The sequence below is a fragment of the Mycobacterium sp. UM_WGJ genome (genome assembly GCF_000455125.1).
In the GTDB taxonomy this organism is placed as follows: domain Bacteria; phylum Actinomycetota; class Actinomycetes; order Mycobacteriales; family Mycobacteriaceae; genus Mycobacterium.
Genome location: NZ_AUWR01000040.1, coordinates 37374 through 56978, shown reverse-complemented (window position 1 = coordinate 56978; position 19605 = coordinate 37374). Strand labels below are relative to the sequence as shown.

Annotated in this window: 22 protein-coding genes; 15 read left to right on the top strand and 7 right to left on the bottom strand. The window is 68.5% G+C overall.

Going from position 1 to position 19605, the window contains the following annotated elements; genetic code table 11:
* The first annotated feature begins 22 nt into the window (after positions 1 to 22).
* Together N416_RS21645 and N416_RS0113345 are read left to right on the top strand one after the other, a co-directional pair.
* Positions 23 to 697, top strand: coding sequence for a class I SAM-dependent methyltransferase (locus tag N416_RS21645; protein ID WP_036457926.1), 675 nt, complete (start codon positions 23 to 25; stop codon positions 695 to 697).
* 14 nt (positions 698 to 711) lie between these two features.
* Entirely contained in the window at positions 712 to 1155 is a 444-nt protein-coding gene (locus N416_RS0113345) for a nitroreductase family deazaflavin-dependent oxidoreductase (RefSeq protein ID WP_024442606.1), read from the top strand.
* An 8-nt stretch (positions 1156 to 1163) separates the two neighbouring features.
* On the opposite strand, the gene N416_RS0113340 is transcribed toward N416_RS0113345, so the two are convergent.
* Positions 1164 to 1853: a demethylmenaquinone methyltransferase gene (locus N416_RS0113340; RefSeq protein WP_024442605.1), complete on the bottom strand. Its 690-nt coding sequence runs from the start codon at positions 1851 to 1853 to the stop codon at positions 1164 to 1166.
* Between the two features lie 37 nt (positions 1854 to 1890).
* Here N416_RS0113340 and N416_RS21640 point away from each other — a divergent pair, with 37 nt between their 5' ends.
* On the top strand, positions 1891 to 2655 hold the full coding sequence (locus N416_RS21640) for a thioredoxin domain-containing protein (RefSeq protein ID WP_024442604.1): 765 nt from the start codon (positions 1891 to 1893) through the stop codon (positions 2653 to 2655).
* Here the strand turns inward: N416_RS21640 and N416_RS0113330 are convergent.
* From N416_RS0113330 to N416_RS0113320, 3 genes are read right to left on the bottom strand one after another with little or no spacing between them, the layout of a single operon-like run.
* Positions 2652 to 3170 (bottom strand): DUF3592 domain-containing protein, encoded by a 519-nt coding sequence (locus N416_RS0113330; protein WP_051190264.1) that lies wholly within the window; start codon positions 3168 to 3170, stop codon positions 2652 to 2654. The two genes, N416_RS21640 and N416_RS0113330, sit on opposite strands and share 4 nt — an antisense overlap.
* A gap of 2 nt (positions 3171 to 3172) precedes the next feature.
* A complete protein-coding gene (gene menD, locus N416_RS0113325) occupies positions 3173 to 4834 on the bottom strand; it encodes a 2-succinyl-5-enolpyruvyl-6-hydroxy-3-cyclohexene-1-carboxylic-acid synthase (RefSeq protein WP_024442602.1) in 1662 nt (553 codons plus the stop codon).
* A gap of 10 nt (positions 4835 to 4844) precedes the next feature.
* Positions 4845 to 5675, bottom strand: a complete 831-nt coding sequence (locus N416_RS0113320) for an alpha/beta fold hydrolase (RefSeq protein WP_024442601.1) — start codon at positions 5673 to 5675, stop codon at positions 4845 to 4847.
* Positions 5676 to 5767: 92 nt separating this feature from the next.
* Here N416_RS0113320 and N416_RS0113315 point away from each other — a divergent pair, with 92 nt between their 5' ends.
* Complete coding sequence (locus N416_RS0113315; RefSeq protein ID WP_036457962.1) at positions 5768 to 6436, top strand: sensor domain-containing protein; 669 nt, start codon at positions 5768 to 5770, stop codon at positions 6434 to 6436.
* Between the two features lie 4 nt (positions 6437 to 6440).
* Here the strand turns inward: N416_RS0113315 and N416_RS0113310 are convergent, their stop codons facing one another.
* Positions 6441 to 7394 carry an o-succinylbenzoate synthase gene (locus tag N416_RS0113310; RefSeq protein WP_024442599.1) on the bottom strand — a complete coding sequence of 318 codons (954 nt, stop codon included), beginning with the start codon at positions 7392 to 7394 and terminating at the stop codon, positions 6441 to 6443.
* Positions 7391 to 8221 (bottom strand): amidohydrolase family protein, encoded by an 831-nt coding sequence (locus N416_RS0113305; RefSeq protein WP_024442598.1) that lies wholly within the window; start codon positions 8219 to 8221, stop codon positions 7391 to 7393. The genes N416_RS0113310 and N416_RS0113305 overlap by 4 nt, the downstream gene beginning before the upstream one ends.
* 110 nt (positions 8222 to 8331) lie before the next feature.
* On the opposite strand from N416_RS0113305, the gene N416_RS0113300 reads away from it, so the two are divergent.
* From N416_RS0113300 to menE, 9 genes are all read left to right on the top strand, one after another.
* Entirely contained in the window at positions 8332 to 9234 is a 903-nt protein-coding gene (locus tag N416_RS0113300) for a 1,4-dihydroxy-2-naphthoyl-CoA synthase (RefSeq protein WP_024442597.1), read from the top strand.
* Positions 9235 to 9337: 103 nt separating this feature from the next.
* Positions 9338 to 10222, top strand: a complete 885-nt coding sequence (locus tag N416_RS0113295) for an SDR family oxidoreductase (protein ID WP_024442596.1) — start codon at positions 9338 to 9340, stop codon at positions 10220 to 10222.
* On the top strand, positions 10222 to 10626 hold the full coding sequence (locus N416_RS0113290; RefSeq protein ID WP_024442595.1) for a VOC family protein: 405 nt from the start codon (positions 10222 to 10224) through the stop codon (positions 10624 to 10626). Before N416_RS0113295 ends, N416_RS0113290 begins: the two co-directional genes overlap by 1 nt.
* Positions 10627 to 10739: 113 nt before the next feature.
* Complete coding sequence (locus N416_RS0113285) at positions 10740 to 12017, top strand: inorganic phosphate transporter (protein ID WP_024442594.1); 1278 nt, start codon at positions 10740 to 10742, stop codon at positions 12015 to 12017.
* On the top strand, positions 12014 to 12310 hold the full coding sequence (locus tag N416_RS0113280) for a hypothetical protein (RefSeq protein WP_024442593.1): 297 nt from the start codon (positions 12014 to 12016) through the stop codon (positions 12308 to 12310). The genes N416_RS0113285 and N416_RS0113280 overlap by 4 nt, the downstream gene beginning before the upstream one ends.
* Positions 12311 to 12353: 43 nt before the next feature.
* Complete coding sequence (locus N416_RS0113275; protein ID WP_024442592.1) at positions 12354 to 13559, top strand: inorganic phosphate transporter; 1206 nt, start codon at positions 12354 to 12356, stop codon at positions 13557 to 13559.
* Positions 13556 to 13726 (top strand): hypothetical protein, encoded by a 171-nt coding sequence (locus N416_RS23270; protein WP_155943370.1) that lies wholly within the window; start codon positions 13556 to 13558, stop codon positions 13724 to 13726. The genes N416_RS0113275 and N416_RS23270 overlap by 4 nt, the downstream gene beginning before the upstream one ends.
* Positions 13727 to 13784: 58 nt before the next feature.
* Entirely contained in the window at positions 13785 to 14087 is a 303-nt protein-coding gene (locus tag N416_RS21635) for a DUF3349 domain-containing protein (RefSeq protein ID WP_036457956.1), read from the top strand.
* 71 nt (positions 14088 to 14158) lie between these two features.
* Positions 14159 to 15244 (top strand): o-succinylbenzoate--CoA ligase, encoded by a 1086-nt coding sequence (gene menE, locus N416_RS0113260; RefSeq protein WP_051190263.1) that lies wholly within the window; start codon positions 14159 to 14161, stop codon positions 15242 to 15244.
* Positions 15245 to 15310: 66 nt separating this feature from the next.
* Here menE and N416_RS22165 read toward each other — a convergent pair whose 3' ends face one another.
* Positions 15311 to 17155, bottom strand: a complete 1845-nt coding sequence (locus N416_RS22165; RefSeq protein WP_024442590.1) for a hypothetical protein — start codon at positions 17153 to 17155, stop codon at positions 15311 to 15313.
* Positions 17156 to 17272: 117 nt separating this feature from the next.
* On the opposite strand from N416_RS22165, the gene N416_RS0113250 reads away from it, so the two are divergent.
* Together N416_RS0113250 and N416_RS0113245 are read left to right on the top strand one after the other, a co-directional pair.
* On the top strand, positions 17273 to 18742 hold the full coding sequence (locus N416_RS0113250; protein WP_024442589.1) for a hypothetical protein: 1470 nt from the start codon (positions 17273 to 17275) through the stop codon (positions 18740 to 18742).
* A gap of 114 nt (positions 18743 to 18856) precedes the next feature.
* Positions 18857 to 19591, top strand: a complete 735-nt coding sequence (locus tag N416_RS0113245; protein ID WP_036457950.1) for a cutinase family protein — start codon at positions 18857 to 18859, stop codon at positions 19589 to 19591.
* Positions 19592 to 19605: the final 14 nt, after the last annotated feature.

The following is a 19605-nucleotide window of genomic DNA, read 5'->3' as shown; positions in this document are numbered from 1 at the left end:
GGGGCGTTGCTATACCGGAGTGATGAGCGATTCAATGGAACTTCAGTTCGACGCCGCATACCGGGGCGAATCCGAGCAGATGGGCTTGGGCGCCAAACCACCGTGGAGCATCGGGGAGCCCCAGCCCGAGCTGGCCACACTGATCCAGCAGGGCAAGTTCCACGGCGATGTCCTTGATGTCGGCTGCGGCGAGGCCGCCATCTCGCTGTATCTGGCCGAGCAGGGTCACACCACCGTGGGCCTCGACAGTTCGCCCACCGCCATCGATCTGGCCCGCCGCGAGGCGGCCAAGCGCGGTTTGACCAGCGCCTCCTTCGAAGTCGCCGATATCAGCGACTTCACCGGCTATGACGGCCGCTTCGGCACCATCGTCGACAGCACGCTGTTCCACTCGATCCCGGTGGAGGCCCGCGAGGGCTACCAACGCTCCATCGTGCGTGCGGCCGCGCCCGGGGCGTCGTACTTCGTGCTGGTCTTCGACAAGGCCGCCATCCCCGAGGGCCCGCCGTTCGCGGTGACCGCCGACGAGCTGCGTGAGGTGGTGTCGAAGTACTGGGTGATCGACGACATCAAGCCGGCCCGGCTGCACGCGGTGTTCCCCGATGAGTTCCCCGGATTCGGCGGCGTTCCACTGCGCGACGAACCGGGCGGCCGCAAGTCGGCGGCGGGCTGGCTGCTCTCGGCGCACCTGGGCTGAAAGGGAGCCACGCCATGAGTGACCCGAAGCCGCCGCGCTGGCTCAAACCGGTCAACAAATTGATGATCGGCCTGCAGAAGCTGGGTATCCCGACGGGCCCACCGATGGTGCTGACGGTGCCGGGCCGCAAGTCCGGTCAGCCGCGCAGCACCCCGATGACACCGTTCACCGTCGACGGGCAGCTCTACACGGTGGCGGGGTTCCCCAAGGCCGATTGGGCGCTCAATGCCCGGGCAGCCGGCGCGGGCCTGCTGCGCCACGGCCGCAGCGAACGGCCGGTCCGCATCGTCGAGCTGTCGGCGGAGGCGGCCCGCCCGGTGCTGCGAGCATTCCCGGTGCAGGTGCCGGTAGGCGCCCGCTTCCTCAAGCAGGCGGGCCTGGTGGACAAGGGCACCCCCGACGAGGTCGAGGCGCTCGCCGGGCGGATCCCGGTGTTCCGGTTCGACCCGGCTTCTTGAGGGCGCGACTAACCGGGTTTTTTCGCCGAGTGCAGCGCGACGATGCCCCCGGTGAGGTTGCGCCAGCTCACATCCGACCAGCCCGACGCGCCGATCTGCTCGGCCAGCGCGGCCTGATCCGGCCAGGCGCGGATCGACTCTGCGAGGTAGACGTAGGCCTCCGGGTTCGATGACACCGCGCGCGCCACCGCCGGCAGCGCCCGCATCAGGTACTCCTTGTAGGCGGTGGCGAACACCGGCACCGTCGGGGTGGAGAACTCGCACACCACCAGCCGGCCCCCGGGCCGCGTCACCCGGGCCATCTCCCGCAGGCCCGCCGTGTGGTCGACGACATTGCGCAACCCGAAGCTGATCGTCACGGCGTCGAACGCCTCGTCACTGAAGGGCAGCTTGGTGGCGTCACCGGCGACCTTGGGCACCGGCCGGCCGGCACCGGCCGCCAGCATCCCCACCGAGAAGTCCGCGGCCACACACCAGGCACCCGAGCGGGCCAACTCCACCGTCGACACCGCGGTACCGGCGGCCAGGTCGAGCACCTTCTCCCCCGGCTGCAACTCCAGTGCTTTCCGGGTGGCCTTACGCCAGGAGCGGTCTCTTCCCAGCGACAGCACCGTGTTGGTCAGGTCGTAGCGTCGTGCGACGCCGTCGAACATCGACGCCACCGCGTGCGGGTCTTTGTCCAGGCTGGCGCGGCTCACCCGGTCGACGGTACCCGCCTCCGATAGGGTTACTGGAATGCGGTCTTGGCTGGGCACATTTGCAGCACTGGTGGTATTCGGCGGGGCCTTGGCGGGGCCGGCAGCAGCCGACCCGGAAGCGCATGAGCCCGGCGGTTCAGCGAGCCTCGACGGAGGAGAGGCGAAGCTGGGACCGGCGCAAGAAGCCGGCGGTTCAGCGAGCCTCGACGGAGGAGAGACGAAGCTGGGACCGGCGCATGAAGCCGGGACGGTGTGGAGCGCAGACCACTTCGGTGTGCTGGTCGGAACGGCCTCTGCCCCGGTGCAGTTGGAGGTCTTCTGTGACCCGCAGTGCTCCGAGTGCGCGAAGTTCGAGGCGGCCTCCAGTGACGCCCTGGGCCGGCACCTGGTCGCCGGCGACGTCGCGGTGACCTACCGGTGGATGACGTTTCTGGATGCCCGGCGCAAGAACGACACCTCCGCGCGCGTCGGCAACGCGCTGATGGCAGCGGCAGATCCGGCGACCACCGCCGGTGCCTACCAAACGTTCGTGGCCGACCTGTACCGCAAGGGCGGCACGCCCACCGTGGAGGAGATCGCGACGACGGCTCGCGAAAGCGGCCTGCCCGGCCACGTGGTGGATCGAATCGCCGCCGGGCAGCAGGTGGTGGACGCCACATCGATGAACGCCTTCAACCGCGTGCAGCTGCTGTCGGCGAACCCGGAGAGCCCCGGCACCCCGACGGTGTACCACCTGACCACCAAGACCGTGGTGGACACCGACGACGCCGGCTGGCTCGACCGGCTGGTGCACGAGCGCTAGCGGTTGGCCCAGCGTCGTTCGGCGACATTGCATCCCGCCAGTGCCGCTATCCCGATCAACCAGGCGATCACCGCCACGGATCCGGCCGGGATGACCGCGAGCACCGCGGTACGGTGCTGGACCCGCACCAGATCCGGATCGGACTTGTCGTATTCGACGTAAATCCTCATCCCGGTTGCCAATTCAGATGGGTAGAGCACGCCGAGCTCCGGGCGATAGGTGATCCGCTCCGGTGTGACGAACTCGATGGTGGAGCGCCTAAAGCCTGCGTTGAGCACCTCGGCCTCGGCCACCCCCATGTCACGTTCGATGGTGATGTCGTTGCGCCACGCCCCCGCCACCAACAGCACCGACTGCAATGTCACCAACGCCACCAGGATCACCACCGCGGTGCGCGCCCACCGCAGCACACGTGCGGCCCAGGTGTTGCGCGGAAGCGCGCCGTTACCCCGAAACAGCCTGCGCAGCAACTGTTTCGACTTCTGATAGGCCCTGCCGGACCGGCCATCGGGCAGTCTCACAATGCGGCCTTGATCGCGGCGTGCAGTGCCCGCAACGATGAGCGGTCGGCTTTGACCTCGAGCACCCGCACCCCACCGGCGGGCTCGGCGAGCGCGCCGGCCAGGGCATCGGCCTCGATCCGCTGAAATTCGACGTGATAGGCGTGGCACAACGCGGCGATGTCGACGTCGTGCGGGGTGCCGAAGATTCGCGACGAGACGTCGGCGAACCGTGGATCTCCTTGCTCGAGCAGCTCGAAGATGCCGCCGCCGTTGTCGTTGGAGACCACGATCGTCAGCTCCTGTGGCCGCGGCTCGGTGGGCCCGATCAGCAGCCCGGAGCTGTCGTGGACGAACGTCAGGTCCCCGATTAGCGCGATGGTGCGGCCGTCGGGGTTCTGCTGCTCGTGCGCCAGGGCCGCACCGACAGCGGTGGACACCGTGCCGTCGATACCGGCGACCCCGCGATTGGATCGCACGGTGACGCCTCGGGCGCTCGTGGCGTTACCCAGCCCAACCAAGGCGGCGTCGCGTACCGGGTTCGAGGCGCCCAACACCAACTGATCGCCGGGACGCAGCGCGTCGGCCACGGCGGCGGCCACGTGCAGGCCGGTGGTGAGCGGATGCGCCGCCAGCTGGTCGCGCACCGCGGCGTTTGCCTGGGAGTTCAGCTCCGCGCAGCGGCGCAGCCAGGCCGGGTCCGGTTCGCCGGAGGTGACGGCTCGGGTGCCGGTGGCCTGCGAGTTACCCGAAACGTCCGGCCAGCGTGGCCCGGTGGTCAGCGCATAGACCGGCACGCTCGGGTCGGCCAGCAGGGCCGACACCGGACGATGCAGGGTGGGCCGGCCGGCCATGATCACCTGCTGCGGACGCAACAGCGGCAGGGCCAGCGGGTGCAGTGGATTCTCCGGCATCGGGGCCGTCGGCTCGGCGACGGTGGGCAGTGCCGCGAGATTCGGGTGCGGCCCGGCACCGTGCCCGGCGATCACCACGGTGTCTGCAGACAGGTCGATGTCCAGCGGCTGGTCGAAACTGACCGGCGGGGTCAGAGTCCAGGGACGCCCGTGCGGCCGGCCCGGCGGACCCGTGCCCGTGCCCGTCCCTGAATCGGGATCGGGCACCAGCGGTTCGCGCAGCGGAATGTCGAACTGCACCGGCCCAGCGTTCGCGGTGCGAGATCCGGTGGCAGCGACCAATACTCGGCAGACCGCCGACCGCCAGGTGGCGTTGAGAGCATCCATCCGCTCGGGGGCGTCCTCGGCCAGCCCCAGGCTGATGGCGGCGCGAACCTGGGTGCCGAAGTAGCCGAGCTGCTCCATGGTCTGGTTGGCGCCGGTACCCAGCAGCTCGTAGGGACGGTTGGCGCTCAGCACGATCAGCGGCACCCGCGCGTAGTTGGCCTCGACCACCGCCGGACCCAGATTGGCTACCGCGGTGCCCGAGGTCATCGCCACACAGACGGGGGCTCCGGCGCTCACCGCCAGCCCGATCGCCAGGTATCCGGCGGTGCGTTCGTCGATACGGACATGCAGGCGCAGCCGGCCGGCCCGGTCGGCGTCGTGCAGCGCGAAGGCCAGCGGCGCATTGCGCGATCCCGGGCACAGCACCACGTCGCGGACACCGCCGCGGATCAGCTCGTCGACGACGATGCGGGCCTGTGCCGTCGAGGGGTTGGTCATTGGTACCAGGTTAGTCGTGCGCCGGAGGCATCGGCGCCCACCGGAAGGGCTTGCCGTCGACCTCGGCGAGAAACTCCAAGGCTGCCTTGTTGACCTGGTCCGGTTTCTCGATGAATCCGAGGTGCCCGGCGTCGGGAATCTCCAGGTAGCGCGCGCCCGGGATCGCGTCGGCGACCTCGCGGCTCAGGTGTGCCGGGGTCACGACGTCGTCGCCGAAACCGATCACCAGCACCGGCTGAGTGATGTTGGCGTAAGCGGGCAGCCGGTTGGTCAATGGCGCCACGTCGAGCTGGCAGCGCAACCCCGGGGTGCTTTTGACCGGCCACATGGTGAACATCGCGATCCAGTCCTTGATCGCGGCGTTATCGCTGAGCGTTTTCGGCGAAAAGCTCTCCAGCAGAAGCACTTTGGCTTCATATTCGGCGGGAAGTTCGACACCGGCTTCGGCGAGCTTCGCCTCGGCCTGATAAAAGAACTCCCGGGCGCGGTCGTGGCGGCCACGGGTGGCCATCAGGACAGCGGATTTCACCAATTCGGGCCGGGCCAGCATCAATTCCTGAGCGATGAACGAGCCCATCGACACCGCGACGATGCGGACCGGGCCGATGTTCAGCGATTCGATGAGCTGGGCCGTGTCGGCCACCATGGTTTCTGTGGTGAACCCCGAGGCGTTCTCGGTGGCACCGATGCCGCGGTTGTCGAAGGTGATCGGACGGTACCTGGCGAGCTGGAATTCGCGCACCTGGTGCAGGTGCCAGCCGCGACCGGCGCCGCCACGCCCGGCGATGAACAGAACCGGCTCCCCATCCTGATTACGGTCATCGTAGGCGAGGTTGGTCACCAGAGTGAAGGTACGCGACCCGTCCACGCTTTATGGTGTCAGGATCGCAACTGCGCAGCTGGGGAACGGTGATACGGATACGGAGCGTCGGGTTGGCATGCACGCTGGCGCTGGCCGCTGCGCTCATGGCCGACTGCACCCGGGTGACCGGCGGCGTGGCGGTGCCGGCCGACCAGGACGGACCCCGCCCGGTGACGGCTGCGATGCTGCCGGAACTGCTGCTGAAGGCGACTACCGTCAGCGACATCATGGGCGCACGCGGGATGCGGGTCAAAGACTCCCGCACGCGGATGTTCGATTCGGGTCGCCAGTTCCCTGACCATGGCTGCCTGGCGGCGTGGATGCCCGTCGAGAAGTCGGTGTATACCGATGCGGACTGGACCGCGACCCTCACCCAAACCCTTACCGAGAACGCACAAGACCACTTCGTGATTCAGGCCGCCACGGTGTTCGCCACCCGGGATGCGGCACGCAGTTTCTTCGATGCCACCGCCCGCGCTTGGAGCTCCTGCGGCGAGCGGACATTCGCGACCGCCAAGGACGGCTACCCAGACACGTTTTGGACGTTCGACACCGTCGCCGACGTCGACTCAACGGTGTGGATGACCCAGCATCAGGACGACAGCGCGGGTTGGTCCTGTCAACGGGCCCTGCGGGTGACCAACAACGTTGCGATCGACGTGCTGGCGTGCAAGCTCTATGTCAGCGACGAAGCCGTCACGATCGCCAACGGGATCGACGCGCGGCTGCCCAGCGTGTGAGTGCTCACCGCGGCAACAGTCGATGGCAGACCTTGATCCGGTCGATCCACCACTGGCGCCGCTGCGGCGAAGCAGCCAGGGCGTGCAAACGGGCGGGGTCCGGGACCACAGGCCGCACCGGGAGGTAGCCGTCTTCTTGTGCCGTGGTCTCGGCGATATCGTCGACGAACAGTGATCCTGTGCCCAGCCCGCAGGCGTGCTGCAGCTCCGGCAGCGCGGCCGCTGCCCGCAGGCCGGTCGCGATACCGACCGCCGAGTCGATCGCGCTGGAGATCACCACCGGGATGCCGATCTGCTCAGCGATCGTCAACAGTACTGAAATGCCGCCCAGCGGAGCGACTTTCAGCACCGCGATATCGGCGGCGCCGGCTTTCGTGACGGCCAGGGGGTCGGAGGCTTTGCGGATGCTCTCGTCGGCGGCCACCGGGGTGTCGATGCGACGGCGCAGCTCCGCGAGTTCGGCGACGGTGGCGCAGGGTTGTTCGAGATATTCCAGTGCGCCCAATGCCGTTGCCGCCTGGACCGCCTGATCGAGCGTCCAACCGCCGTTGGCATCGACGCGCACGGTGGGGATGAGCGCGCGGACGGCTTCGACGCGGGCGACATCGTCGGCCAGGGTCTGTCCGGGTTCGGCGACTTTGACTTTGGCGGTGCGGGCGCCGGGGAACCGCGCCAGCACCTCGGGGACCCGATCGGCGTCGACGGCGGGCACGGTTGCGTTGATCGGAATGCGGTCGCGGAGCGGTTGTGGGAGTTGGCGATAGGCGCTCTCGAGTGCGGCAGCCAGCCAGTGCGCCGCCTCGGGCGGTTCGTACTCCGCGAAGGCGCCGAACTCGCCCCAGCCTTCCGGGCCGTCGATCAGGGCCACTTCGCGCACCGTGATGCCGCGGAACTTGACGCGCATCGGCAGCGCCACCACGTGTAGGCGGTCAAGGATGTCGTCGAGGGGCGGCGTCATGCGCTCTCGCCCCCCAACTTGAACACCCGCTCGGCATTCTCGTGCAGGTAATCCGCGCGCGCCTGATCATCGAGCCCGAGATCGTCGAGCCCGTCGAGTGCATGGCCGTGCATGATCATCGGATAGTTGGTGCCGAACAACACCTTTCGCTGCCCGGTGCGGGTTCGCATGAAACGGATCAACTCGTCCGGGAGCCGCTTGGTGGTGTAGGCGGAGGTGTCGATGTAGACGTTCTCGTGCTTGCGGGCCACCGCGACCATCTCCTCGGTCCACGGATAGCCGACGTGTCCGCACACGATTGCCAGCTCAGGAAAGTCCAGTGCCACTTGGTCGATGTAGGGAATCGGGCGCCCGGTTTCCGACGGTCGCAGCGGGCCGGTATGCCCAACCTGGGTGCAGAACGGCACGCCGAGTTCCACGCACTCGACGTACAGCGGGTAGTAGCGCCGATCGGTGGGAGGCGCGTTCCACAGCCACGGCACCACACGCAGGCCGACGAATCCGTCGTCGCGAACCCGGCGCCGCAGTTCGCGGACGGCCTCCATCGGGCGGTCCAGGTCGACCGTGGCCAATCCAGCGAACCGATTCGGGTGCGCTGCGACCCATCCCGCGACTTCGTCATTGGAGACCAGGTCCATGCCGTTGGGTCCGCGCCAGGCACTGAGCAGCCCGAAATCCACACCCGCGGCGTCCATCGCCGACACGGTGGCCTCGATGGGGATCTCTTCGTCGGGCATAGCCCCGCCGGTCCAGCGTCGCAGCGACGCCAGCATGTCGTGGTCGAGGAACCGCCGGGTCGGGTGCTGCATCCACACGTCGATGGTCATCGCCTCCACCGTAGACAGCTCGGTCAAGCGGCGGTCCCAGCTTCGCCTCTTCGATGCCGACACCGGCGTCACGGGCAACCTGAGGCCGCCGCCCCGGTACGGTCGCAAGCGTGAGCAGCAACCCCTTTGACGAGAGCATCTGGCGCACCGTCGACGGCTTCGCCGACCTGACCGACATCACCTATCACCGCCACGTCACCGACGCGACGGTGCGGGTGGCGTTCAACCGTCCCGAGGTGCGCAACGCGTTTCGGCCGCACACCGTCGACGAGCTGTACCAGGCGCTGGACCATGCCCGGATGTCTCCCGACGTCGGGGTGGTGCTGCTGACCGGTAACGGGCCGGCGCCCAAGGACGGCGGCTGGGCGTTCTGCTCCGGCGGGGATCAGCGCATCCGCGGCCGCAGCGGCTACCAGTACGCCTCCGGGGAAACCGCCGACACCGTCGACGTCGCCCGCGCCGGACGGCTGCACATCCTGGAGGTGCAGCGGCTGATCCGGTTCATGCCCAAACCGGTGATCTGCCTGGTCAACGGCTGGGCGGCCGGCGGCGGACACAGCCTGCACGTGGTGTGCGACCTGACCCTGGCCAGCCGCGAGCACGCCAGGTTCAAGCAGACCGACGCCGACGTGGGCAGCTTCGACGGCGGGTACGGCAGCGCCTATCTGGCCCGGCAGGTGGGCCAGAAGTTCGCCCGCGAGATCTTCTTCCTGGGCCGCACCTACACCGCCGAGCAGATGCACCAGATGGGCGCGGTCAACGAGGTCGTCGACCATGCCGAGCTGGAAGCCACCGGCGTGCAGTGGGCCAAGGAGATCAACGGCAAATCGCCTCAGGCCCAACGCATGTTGAAGTTCGCCTTCAATCTGCTCGACGATGGGCTGGTGGGCCAGCAGTTGTTCGCCGGCGAAGCCACCCGGCTGGCCTACATGACCGATGAGGCCGTCGAGGGCCGGGATTCCTTCCTGGAGAAGCGCGATCCGGACTGGAGCAGGTTCCCCCGCTACTTCTAGACGCCACCGCCTCGAGCCTGCGGTTGGCGCGAAGAAGTGCGAGTGGCGCCGACGGTAACTACAGCCTCGGCACGCAAAGAACCCCCGCATAGACTGGCTAACCATGAGCCGAAGCCCGCTGCGCCGACTGTCCGACCAGATCACGCTCGCGACCATGCGCCCCCCGGTCGCCGCGCAGCTGATGCACCGGCCCGGCGCCAAGCCCGTCGACCTCGCCGGCAAGCGGGTGCTGGTGACCGGCGCATCCTCGGGTATCGGCGAGGCCGGCGCCGAACAGTTCGGAGCAGCGGGCGCCACCGTGATCGCGGTGGCCCGCCGCCAGGAGAACCTCGACGCACTGGTTCAGCGGATCACCGCCGCCGGTGGCACCGCGCACGCGATCGCGTGCGACCTGTCGGACCTGACCGCGATCGATGCCCTGGTCAAGGACGTCGACGAACAGTTCGGCGGAGTGGACATCCTGGTCAACAACGCCGGCCGGTCGATCCGCCGACCGCTGGCCGAATCGCTCGACCGCTGGCACGACGTCGAGCGGACCATGCAGCTCAACTACTACTCGCCCCTGCGGCTGATTCGCGGGTTCGCCCCCGCCATGCGCGAGCGCGGCGACGGCCACATCATCAACGTCGCCACCTGGGGCGTGTTCACCGACTCCTCGCCGCTGTTCGGCGTCTACAACGGCTCCAAGTCCGCGCTGAGTGCCGTGAGCCGGGTCATCGACAGCGAGTGGGCCCGCGACGGCGTGCAGTCCACCACGCTGTACTACCCGCTGGTGAAGACCCCGATGATCGCGCCCACCGCGGCGTTCCAGGGCAAGCCGGGGCTCACCGCGCAGGAGGCCGGCGCGTGGATGATCGACGCGGCCAGATATCGCCCGATCCGCATCGCGCCGCGGCTGGCGCTGGCGTTCCGCGCTCTGGACAACCTCAACGCGGGCTGGGCCACCGCCCTGGTCAAGCGGAACCGGATCGAGCCGGTCGAAGACTGATGGAGATTCTGGCCAGCCGGGTGTTGCTCCGGCCCACCGACTATCAACGCTCACTGCGGTTCTACCGCGACGAGATCGGATTGGCGATCGCCCGCGACTACGGCGCCGGAATGGTCTTTTACGCCGGCCAGTCGCTGATCGAACTCGCCGGGCACGGTAACCCCGACCAGTCCGGCGCGCACTTCCCCGGGGCGCTGTGGCTGCAGGTCCGCGACGTCGCCGCGACCCAAGCCGAACTGCAGAGCCGCGGGGTCCCCATCACCCGGGAAGCGCTGCGGGAACCGTGGGGGCTGCGTGAGATGCACGTCACCGATCCCGACGGCCTGACGTTGATCTTCGTGGAGATTCCCGAAGACCATCCGCTGCGCCGGGATACCCGCCAGGACAGCCCCCGCAAGCCTTGAGGTTAACGACGGGGAAACAATGCGATACGTCTCGACATACACCGGCGTTTCGCGGGGGCCATGGTTAGACAACGGCCCCATCGAGGCCGCAGAATCAGTGCCGTGATGCTCTCGTGAGCCTTGATCTGTTCCTTTTGATCATCGTGGTGATCACGGCTTTGGCCTTCGACTTCACCAACGGATTCCATGACACCGGCAACGCGATGGCCACCTCGATCGCCAGCGGAGCGCTCAAGCCCAAAGCAGCGGTCACGCTGTCGGCGTGCCTGAACCTGATCGGCGCCTTCCTGTCGACCGCCGTGGCCGCAACGATCGCCAAAGGCCTGGTCGATGCTCACCTGGTCACCCTCGAGATCGTCTTCGCCGGCCTGGTCGGCGGCATCGTGTGGAACCTGCTGACCTGGCTGCTCGGAATCCCGTCGAGCTCTTCACACGCCCTGATCGGGGGCATTGTCGGAGCGATGATCGCAGCGGTCGGCGGGCACGGGGTGATCTGGCAAGGGGTGGTCTCCAAGGTGCTGGTCCCCGCGATCCTGGCCACCGTGATCGCCACCGTCATCGCCTCGGTCGGCACCTGGCTGGTCTACCGCATCACCCGGGGCGTCGACGAGAAGCGGTCGGAGAAGGTGTTCCGGCACGGCCAGATCGGCTCGGCCGCGCTGGTGTCGCTGGCCCACGGCACCAACGACGCTCAGAAGACCATGGGGGTGATCTTCCTCGCGCTGATGTCCTACGGCGCGGTGAGCACCTCGGCCACACTGCCGCCCCTTTGGGTGATCGTCAGCTGCGCGCTGGCCATGGCGGCCGGCACCTACACCGGCGGCTGGCGGATCATCCGCACCCTGGGCAAGGGCCTCGTCGAAATCAAGTCGCCGCAGGGCATGGCCGCCGAGTCCTCCGCAGCCGCGGTCATCCTCCTCTCCAGCCACTTCGGTTACTCACTGTCGACCACCCAGGTCGCCACCGGGTCGGTGCTGGGCAGCGGCGTCGGCAAGCCGGGCGCGCAGGTGCGCTGGAGTGTCGCCGGACGGATGGTGGCCGCTTGGCTGGTGACGCTGCCGATGGCCGGTGGGGTCGGTTCGGGCGCATACGGCCTGGTCCACGGGATCGGCGGCTACCCCGGCATCACCATCGGTGTGGTGCTGCTGATCACCACGGTCCTGGCGATCTGGCTGCGGTCACGCCGGGCCCGCATCGACCACAACAACGTCAACGCCGACTGGGACGGCACCCTCACCGGCGGTCTCGACGCACCCGGCGTGCAACCCGACGAAGCGGGCCGCGAAGTCGAGAACGCCCTCCGATCGGCCTTCGGGACCGGCCATGACGGCGCCAAGTTGACCCTCGTCGACACTGACGGCCCCAACTCGCGTGAGGTCATCCGATCATGAGCCAGTGGTTCAACCTCGCAGCAACGTGCAAGATCCTGGTTTTCGGGCTGCTGGTGGGTGGGTTGTTGCCGGCGCTGTTCGCGGTAGGGGTCCGAGTCAACGTGGCCGGTAGCAGCGGTGTCTCCGCGGTCCCCGGCGGTGCCGCGAGCGAGCGCCGACCATTGCTGCTCGCCGTGAGCTGGGCGATCTTCCTGCTGGTGCTGGCCGTGGCGGTCCTCGGCGTGCTCTTCATCGCCCGCGACTTCCTCGGTCACCACCTGGGCTGGTACTTGCTCGGGGCCAAGCGCCCCTGACCCGGTTCGACAAGCCAGGCGTGCGACTGCAAAAATCCGCACGGTGACCTTGGAGCTGTTCCTGTTGATCACGGTCGTGATCACCGCCCTGGCTTTCGACTTCACCAACGGCTTCCATGACACCGGCAACGCTGTCGCCACCGGGATCGCCAGCGGTGCGCTCAAGCCGAAGACCGCGGTAACGCTCTGCGCCACGCTCAACCTTGTCGGGGCGTTCATGTCGACCCAGGTGGCGGCCACGGTGGCCAAGGACCTGGTGGTCACCAACCTGGTGACGCTGGAGGTCATGTTCGCCGGTTTGGTCGGCGGCATCATCTGGAACCTGGCGACCTGGTTGTTCGGTATCCCGTCGAGTTCCTCGCACGCCCTGATCGGCGGCGTGGTGGGGGCCATGCTGGCCGCGGCCGGCACCGCCGGGGTGCGGTGGCCCGGGGTGGTATCGAAGGTGCTGGTGCCGACGGTGATCGCCGTGCTCGCCGCCACCCTGGTCGCCACCGTCGGAACCTGGCTGGTCTACCGGCTGACGCGGGGAGTCTCCCGTGGGCGCGCCCTGCGCGACTTCCGGCGGGGTCAAGTGTTCTCTGCTGCCCTGATGTCGCTGGCGCACGGCACCAACGATGCCCAGAAGACCATGGGCGTGATCTTCCTCGCGCTGATCTCCTACGGCGCGGCCTACAAGACCGACGTCACGCCGCCGCTGTGGGTGATCGTGTCGTGTGCGGTGGCAATGGCCGCCGGCACCTATTTCGGTGGATGGCGAGTCATCCGCACCCTGGGCAAGGGGCTCGTCGAAATCGAATCCCCCCAGGGCATGGCCGCCGAATCATCCTCGGCGGCCATCATTTTGCTGTCCAGCCACTTCGGCTACTCGCTGTCGACCACCCAGGTGGTGACGGGATCCGTGCTGGGTTCGGGCCTGGGGAAGCCCGGCGCCACCGTGCGCTGGGGAGTCGCGCGCCGGATGGCGACCGCGTGGGTGATCACCCTGCCGCTGGCCGGGGCCATCGGCGCGGGCACCTACCACTTGATCCATCGCATCGGCGGCTACCCCGGCACGATCACCGGAGTGACGCTGCTGGTGGGCGTCTCCGCACTCATCTGGCTGCAGTCCCGCAAAGTCCCGGTCGACCACACCAATGTCACCGCCGAGTGGGGTGCACATATGACCGATGGCCTCGAAGTGATTGCACCGCAACCCACTACCTCTGGCCCGTCTCGCGAGATCCGCGCGGAGGGGGACCGTGCGTGAACGCCGTGAGCACCTGGTTCGACTACGCGGCCACCGGCAAGATCCTGGTCTTCGGCCTGCTGGTCGGCACCGGCGTGCTGTTCATCGCCCGCGATTTCATCGAGCACGCATCCGGCTGGCAGTGCGATGACTGGGGCAACTGGGACGAGGTGTTAGGCGTTGATTAGACGTAATATTGCAGCTGACATGTTCCTTCCGGTGTCGGCGCGGGGAAGTTGACGCAGTATGAACAAATTTCTTACCTCGATCGTCGCCTGGCTGCGCGCCGGGTACCCCGATGGCGTGCCGCAAAACGACTACGTTCCGCTGTTGGCGCTGCTGTCGCGGCGGCTGACCAACGACGAGGTCAAAGACGTTGCCCGGGAATTGATCGGCCGCGGCGAGTTCGACCGCGTCGACATCGGAGTGCTGATCGCCCGCTTGACCAACGAACTGCCCGCTCCGGAGGATGTCGAAAGAGTGCGAGAACGGTTGGCGGCAAAGGGCTGGCTGCTCGACGACGCTCCCACCAACGGAGGGAACCCATAGCACGCCTGCGTGCGCTGGCCATCCCACGCGGTGATGCCGTCGCGACGCTGCTGCCCGTCTTGCAGGGTGTTCTGGAAGGTCGCCACGCCGCGTTCACACCGGTAGGCCCCGACACCGATCCGTCGGCCCTGACCGCGCTGCGGGTGGGCGATCCCATCCACGGTGATATCGCACTGGTGGTGGCGACGTCGGGAACCACCGGCTTGCCCAAAGGCGCTCTGTTGACCGGTGCGGCGCTGGCGGCCAGCGCCACGGCCACGCACGACCGGTTGGGCGGCCCGGGCAGCTGGCTACTGGCGTTGCCTGCACACCACATCGCCGGAATCCAAGTGCTGGTACGAAGTTTGGTGGCCGGCACGACACCCGTGCAGCTCGACGTCACCGAGGGATTCGACGTCGCGCAGCTTCCCGCAGCGGTGGCGGCGCTCGGTTCCGGGCGGCGCTATACCTCGCTGGTCGCCACCCAGTTGGCCAAGGCGCTGGCGGTCCCCGCGGCCGCGGCCGCACTGGCCGAACTGGATGCGGTGTTGTTGGGTGGAGGTCCTGCACCGCAACCGATCCTGGACGCGGCGACGGCCGCCGGCGTGACGGTGGTGCGCACCTACGGCATGAGTGAGACCGCCGGCGGTTGTGTCTATGACGGGCTGCCGTTGTCGGGCGTCCGGTTACGCATCGGAGACGATGGACGGATCGCGATCGCCGGCCCGATTCTCGCGCAGGGTTATCGCGACCCCGTCGAACCGGACCCATTCGCCGAGCCGGGCTGGTTCACGACCAATGACCTTGGTGCCCTTGATTCAGCAGGCCGCCTGACCGTGCTCGGCCGGGCCGACGACGCGATCAGCACCGGTGGATTGACCGTTCTGCCCGGTCCGGTGGAGGCGGTGTTGTCGACGCATCCCGCAGTGGCCGAGTGCGCCGTTTTCGGGATCGACGACGACCGGCTGGGGCAGCGCGTCGCCGCCGCGATCGTGGTGGCGGGCGCGACGCCACCGACACTGGAGGCGTTACGCGCCCACGTCGCGGAGACACTGGACATCACGGCGGCGCCGCGCGAACTGCATGTCGTTACTGCGCTCCCCCGCCGCGGAATCGGCAAGCTGGACCGAAAAGCACTGGCGCAACAGTTTTCTTCTGGCGGCACCGCACCCGCTTAGACCACCGGTCCACGGCGTCGATGCGGACGCTCGATGCGCCGCAACGAAGACCCGCCGCACCGAGACTCAGTCGCCTCCGCCGCCCGAACCACCGGACCCGCCGCCGGAGCCACCGCCCGAACCACCGGAGCCACCGCTGGAGCCACCGCTCGATCCGCCACTACCGCCGCCTCCGGAACTGCCCCCGGAGTCACCACTCGAACCCGACGAGCTGGAACCGCCACCGGAACTACCGGCAGAACCGCCAGAGCTGCTGCCGCCACCGGAACTACCGGCAGAACCGCCAGAGCTGCTGCCGGAACCAGACGACGCGCCCCCGGCGCCGCCGCCATCACCACCTGCACTGCTGCCAGAGCCGCCCGAACTGCCGCTGCCCGACCCCGACGCGCCCGAGCCGGCACCCCCGGAGCCACCCGCGTCGCCGCCGGATCCTCCCGAACTGGTTCCGCCCGAATCACTTCCCGCTCCGGTACCGCCCGAACCGCTCTCATCGGAGCCGCCCGAGGTTCCACCGGACCCGCCGGACTGACCACCCGAACCGGTCTCGCCGGAGCTACCCGAACCACCGCCCGATCCGCCCGGGTTGCTGCCGGAACCTCCCGTACTACCGTCACCCGCACCGGTACCGCCGGAATGGCCGGTACCCGGCTCGTTGCCGCCGGGATGTCCACTGCCGGAACCGTTATCGCCGGAACCAGCGCCATCCGAACCAGCGCCATCCGAACCAGTGCCCCCCGAACCGCTGCCGCCTGTGCCGGTGCCACCGGAGCCATTACCGCCGGCACCGTTGCTACCCGAACCAGTGCCGCCCGAACCGGCATCGCCGCCGGAATGACTGCCGCCGCCCTGATCGCTACCGGACCCGCTGCCACCGCTGCCACTGCCGCCCGATCCGGGCAGCCAGCCGCCGCCACCACCGACGGGTCCGGTGATGATCGGTATCGGTATCGGGAACGGAATCACCGCGGGCGGTGCGGGGGCGGGCGCAGCCGGAAGGGCGGGCACTACCGGCGCGGGGGCAACGACGGCCGGAGCCGGGTTTGACGGGGCTACAACAGGATTCGGGGCCGGGGACTGCAGAACGGGCAACCGCACCGGCTTCGGGGCCGGCAACACCGGCATGAAGTTACCGGGCACCGGCTGGGCCTGCGGCGGCTGCGCCACCACCGGAGGCTGCGAGGGCGTGGAGGCGGCCGTGGGACGAATGCCTATTGTCACGGCGACGGCCAACGCCGCGCACCCGGCCACCAGAATCCCGCCGACCGAACTGCCAATCAGCAGTGCGCGCCCCACCGGCGGCGGCGCCGCCCGCTCGTCGGATTCGCCGTCGTCTCCCCCATCTTCGGAGCCGTATTCGGCGTCGTAGCCTTCATAACCTTCGTAGTCGCCCTCGGCGTACTCCACCGGCAACAGTTCGGAGTCATCGTCAGTCATCGAGTACGCCAGCTGCTGTTCCGGCTGCTCGCCCTCGGCCGCGGGGGCCAGCACCGTGGCCGTTCCGTCCGGGGCACCGGCGTCCGGCAGCGCCGGCGCAGCCATGGTCGCGTCGGCCGCCGGAGCAGGCAGCCACGTCGTCTCGCCGTCCTCACCCGAGGCGTTGCGCGCCAACGCCACTGCCGAGCGCGCCTGAGGCTGCTCGGAAACGTTCTCAACGCCCGCATCCTCGAGGCCGCGGCGAACCTCTGCCATCAACTCCGAATCCGACCAGCACAGTCGGGTAGCAGCTAGCCGGTGGCCCTCTTCGGCCAGCATGCGGTGGGTTCCGGTCACGGTCTCGATCAGCGTTTCGACCGGATTGCGCGTCAGATCGAGCATCGACTCGTCGAGCACAGCATCGCCATAGGCATCCGATTCGACGAGCGCCAAGCGGGCGAGCGCGCCGGTAACCGAGACTCCGAGCGCGACATCCATTGCGCGTCTCCTTTCGCGGCCACTCGATTAGCCAGTTTAGCCGCGCGGATCGACCGGCGAGCGGACCGATCTTCGCAGTTCAATGGCGCATGCCCCTCCCGCGGTTATGGTGAGCAGGTGATCGCCGAGTCGACCAGGAGCTGGAATATCGGCCGCGATGCGACCGCTGCGGCACTGCTGCTCGCGGCGCCGGCGTTGCCGTGGAGCCTGTACTTCGGCGCCGGCGTTCCGGGCAGCGAGCCCGGACTGTTCGTCGCGCTGGCGGTGGCCACCGTGCTCGCGCTGACGGCGATCGCCGCGACCTACGTCGGTCCCTGGGGGATCTTGCGGGTCAACCATCCCGCCGTCGCGGGAAGGCTGCGGCTGTTGCTCAGCGCACCGTATCTGGTGTTGCTGCTCGGGGTGGTGGCCGCCGACGTGGTGCAGACCATCCGCTACGGCGGAAGCCCGCAGCCGCCCGGTGGCGTCGGGCCGGGCGCGTTGCTGGGCGCCGCAGGTGCGTTGCTCGCCGCGCAGCCGGTGCTCGCCGGGCCGGTGCGGCTGTGGTGGCGCACGGTTCGCGCGCTCGGCTACGCATCGATCGTCGGCGCCACGTTGAGCGTGCTGTTCAACCTGTATTGGCGGGTGCGCTACGCCCTGCCGGACGCCGATTCCACGACCGGCTTCGGCCGGCAGCAGGTCGCGATCATTGCGACCGCCCTGGTGTACGGAGCGGTGGCGTGGGCTACCGTAGTCCTAGCCTCGAGGTGGGTTCTGCGGCGCGACAAGGCATCCCAGCTCGCTGTCGTGTTGCTCGGCGGGGCCACTCTGATCGCCGGAACCCTGGTATGGGTGCTGCCGGTCGGCCGCGCCATCGACGGCTTTCACGGGATCGCGCAGAATACGTCCACCGCTGGGGTCGGCTTCGAGGGCTACTTGGTGTGGGTGGCCGCCGCGGCACTGTTCGCGGTGGCGGCCGCGCGCGACGCGTCCGCGACGACGTGGCTGGGCGCCACCCGGAACACGTTGTTGCTGATCGCGATCTGGAGCCTCGGGTCGGCCCTCATGCGCATCATCGATCTCAGCGTCGCGGTCGGTCTGGACCTGCCGTATTCGCCGTACGACAGCGCTGCGATGGCGTCCTTCGATGTGGTGACTGCGGTCATCGCGCTCTGGCTACGGCTCACCATGGGCAATCGCTTCCTTCCGGCGGCGGCCGTCTGGTCGGCGAGCGCCGTCCTGTTCGGGTTCACGATCGCCCGCGTCGTGGTGGGCGTCGGCCTGGCTCCGCGGGTCGCGGAAGCCCAGCGCGCCAGCGCGTGGGCGAATCCGGTGTATGGCAACGGACTCGCGCAGCAGATCACCAGCACGTTCGACGTGGTTTTGTGCGGCCTGGCGTTGTGCGGCCTGGTGGTGGCGATCGTCGTCGGACGTCTGCCGGTGCCGGCCGACGACCGCCCCAAACCCGGCGAGCCCGGCACACCGCGCATCTTCCGGTCAGCGGACTCAGCCACTGTCGCACCCGCGGGTGGACCGAAGATCTATCGGGGAAGCGACGATTCGGCCGCGAACGGCGAAACGGTTCAGGACAGCCCGAAAGTCAACTGAAGGCCTTCGTGCGGCCAAGCACGGCATCACAGCGTTTATCGGACGCCGCCGACGGGTAGCCGAAACTGCGTTTCTGCTCCTGAACGTGGATGAACGATACGAATGAAGGTCACGATGCACAGCACCACACTGGTTGTAACGAAGGCACGGCGCACTACCCGGCACCTGGGTGCGGCGCTGGCGATGGGCGGTGCCACACTGCTGGCCCCAGGCGTCCCGTCCGTCGCGGCGCAACCCTGCCCCGACGTGCAGGTGGTGTTCGCCCGCGGCACCGGCGAACCCCCCGGCGTCGGTGGCATCGGTCAATCGTTTGTCGATGCACTGCATGCCAAGGTGGGTGAGCGTTCCTTCGAGGTGTATCCGGTCAACTACGCCGCCAGCAGCGATTTCGGCGGCGGTGTCGACTTCGCCCGCACCGTCGTCGACGGCATCCGAGATGCCGCCACCCACGTCGAGAGCACCGCGGCGAACTGCCCCAACACCCGAATCGTGCTGGGCGGCTTCTCGCAAGGTGCGGCGCTGGCCGGCTACACCACATCGGCCGAGATCCCCAAGGAAGTCCCCGCCGACTACCTCGCGTACATTCCCGAGCCGATGCCGCCGTCGGTGGCCAACCACGTTGCCGCAGTTGTCTTGTTCGGCACGCCCTCGGCGGAGTTTCTCGCACCAAACGGCGCGCCACCGGTGCGGATCGGACCGCTATATGCCAACAAGACCATGGAGCTCTGCGCCGACGGCGACACCATCTGCAACGGCGCCCCGGCCGGCGGACCGCCTTTCGCGCACGCGTCGTACGGCGTCAACGGGATGACCGAGCAGGGCGCCGAGTACGCGGCCGCCCGTCTCTGAGCGCGCCCCGCCGA

Coding starts and splice junctions, on each gene's coding strand:
- N416_RS21635 (WP_036457956.1), top strand. CDS start 13,785: ATGAACAAATTTCTTACCTCGATCGTCGCCTGGCTGCGCGCCGGGTAC.
- N416_RS22165 (WP_024442590.1), bottom strand. CDS start 17,155: ATGGATGTCGCGCTCGGAGTCTCGGTTACCGGCGCGCTCGCCCGCTTG.
- N416_RS21645 (WP_036457926.1), top strand. CDS start 23: ATGAGCGATTCAATGGAACTTCAGTTCGACGCCGCATACCGGGGCGAA.
- N416_RS0113245 (WP_036457950.1), top strand. CDS start 18,857: ATGCACAGCACCACACTGGTTGTAACGAAGGCACGGCGCACTACCCGG.
- N416_RS0113290 (WP_024442595.1), top strand. CDS start 10,222: ATGGAGATTCTGGCCAGCCGGGTGTTGCTCCGGCCCACCGACTATCAA.
- N416_RS0113305 (WP_024442598.1), bottom strand. CDS start 8,221: ATGACCATCGACGTGTGGATGCAGCACCCGACCCGGCGGTTCCTCGAC.
- menD (WP_024442602.1), bottom strand. CDS start 4,834: ATGACCAACCCCTCGACGGCACAGGCCCGCATCGTCGTCGACGAGCTG.
- N416_RS21640 (WP_024442604.1), top strand. CDS start 1,891: ATGCGGTCTTGGCTGGGCACATTTGCAGCACTGGTGGTATTCGGCGGG.
- N416_RS0113295 (WP_024442596.1), top strand. CDS start 9,338: ATGAGCCGAAGCCCGCTGCGCCGACTGTCCGACCAGATCACGCTCGCG.
- N416_RS0113310 (WP_024442599.1), bottom strand. CDS start 7,394: ATGACGCCGCCCCTCGACGACATCCTTGACCGCCTACACGTGGTGGCG.
- N416_RS0113345 (WP_024442606.1), top strand. CDS start 712: ATGAGTGACCCGAAGCCGCCGCGCTGGCTCAAACCGGTCAACAAATTG.
- N416_RS0113280 (WP_024442593.1), top strand. CDS start 12,014: ATGAGCCAGTGGTTCAACCTCGCAGCAACGTGCAAGATCCTGGTTTTC.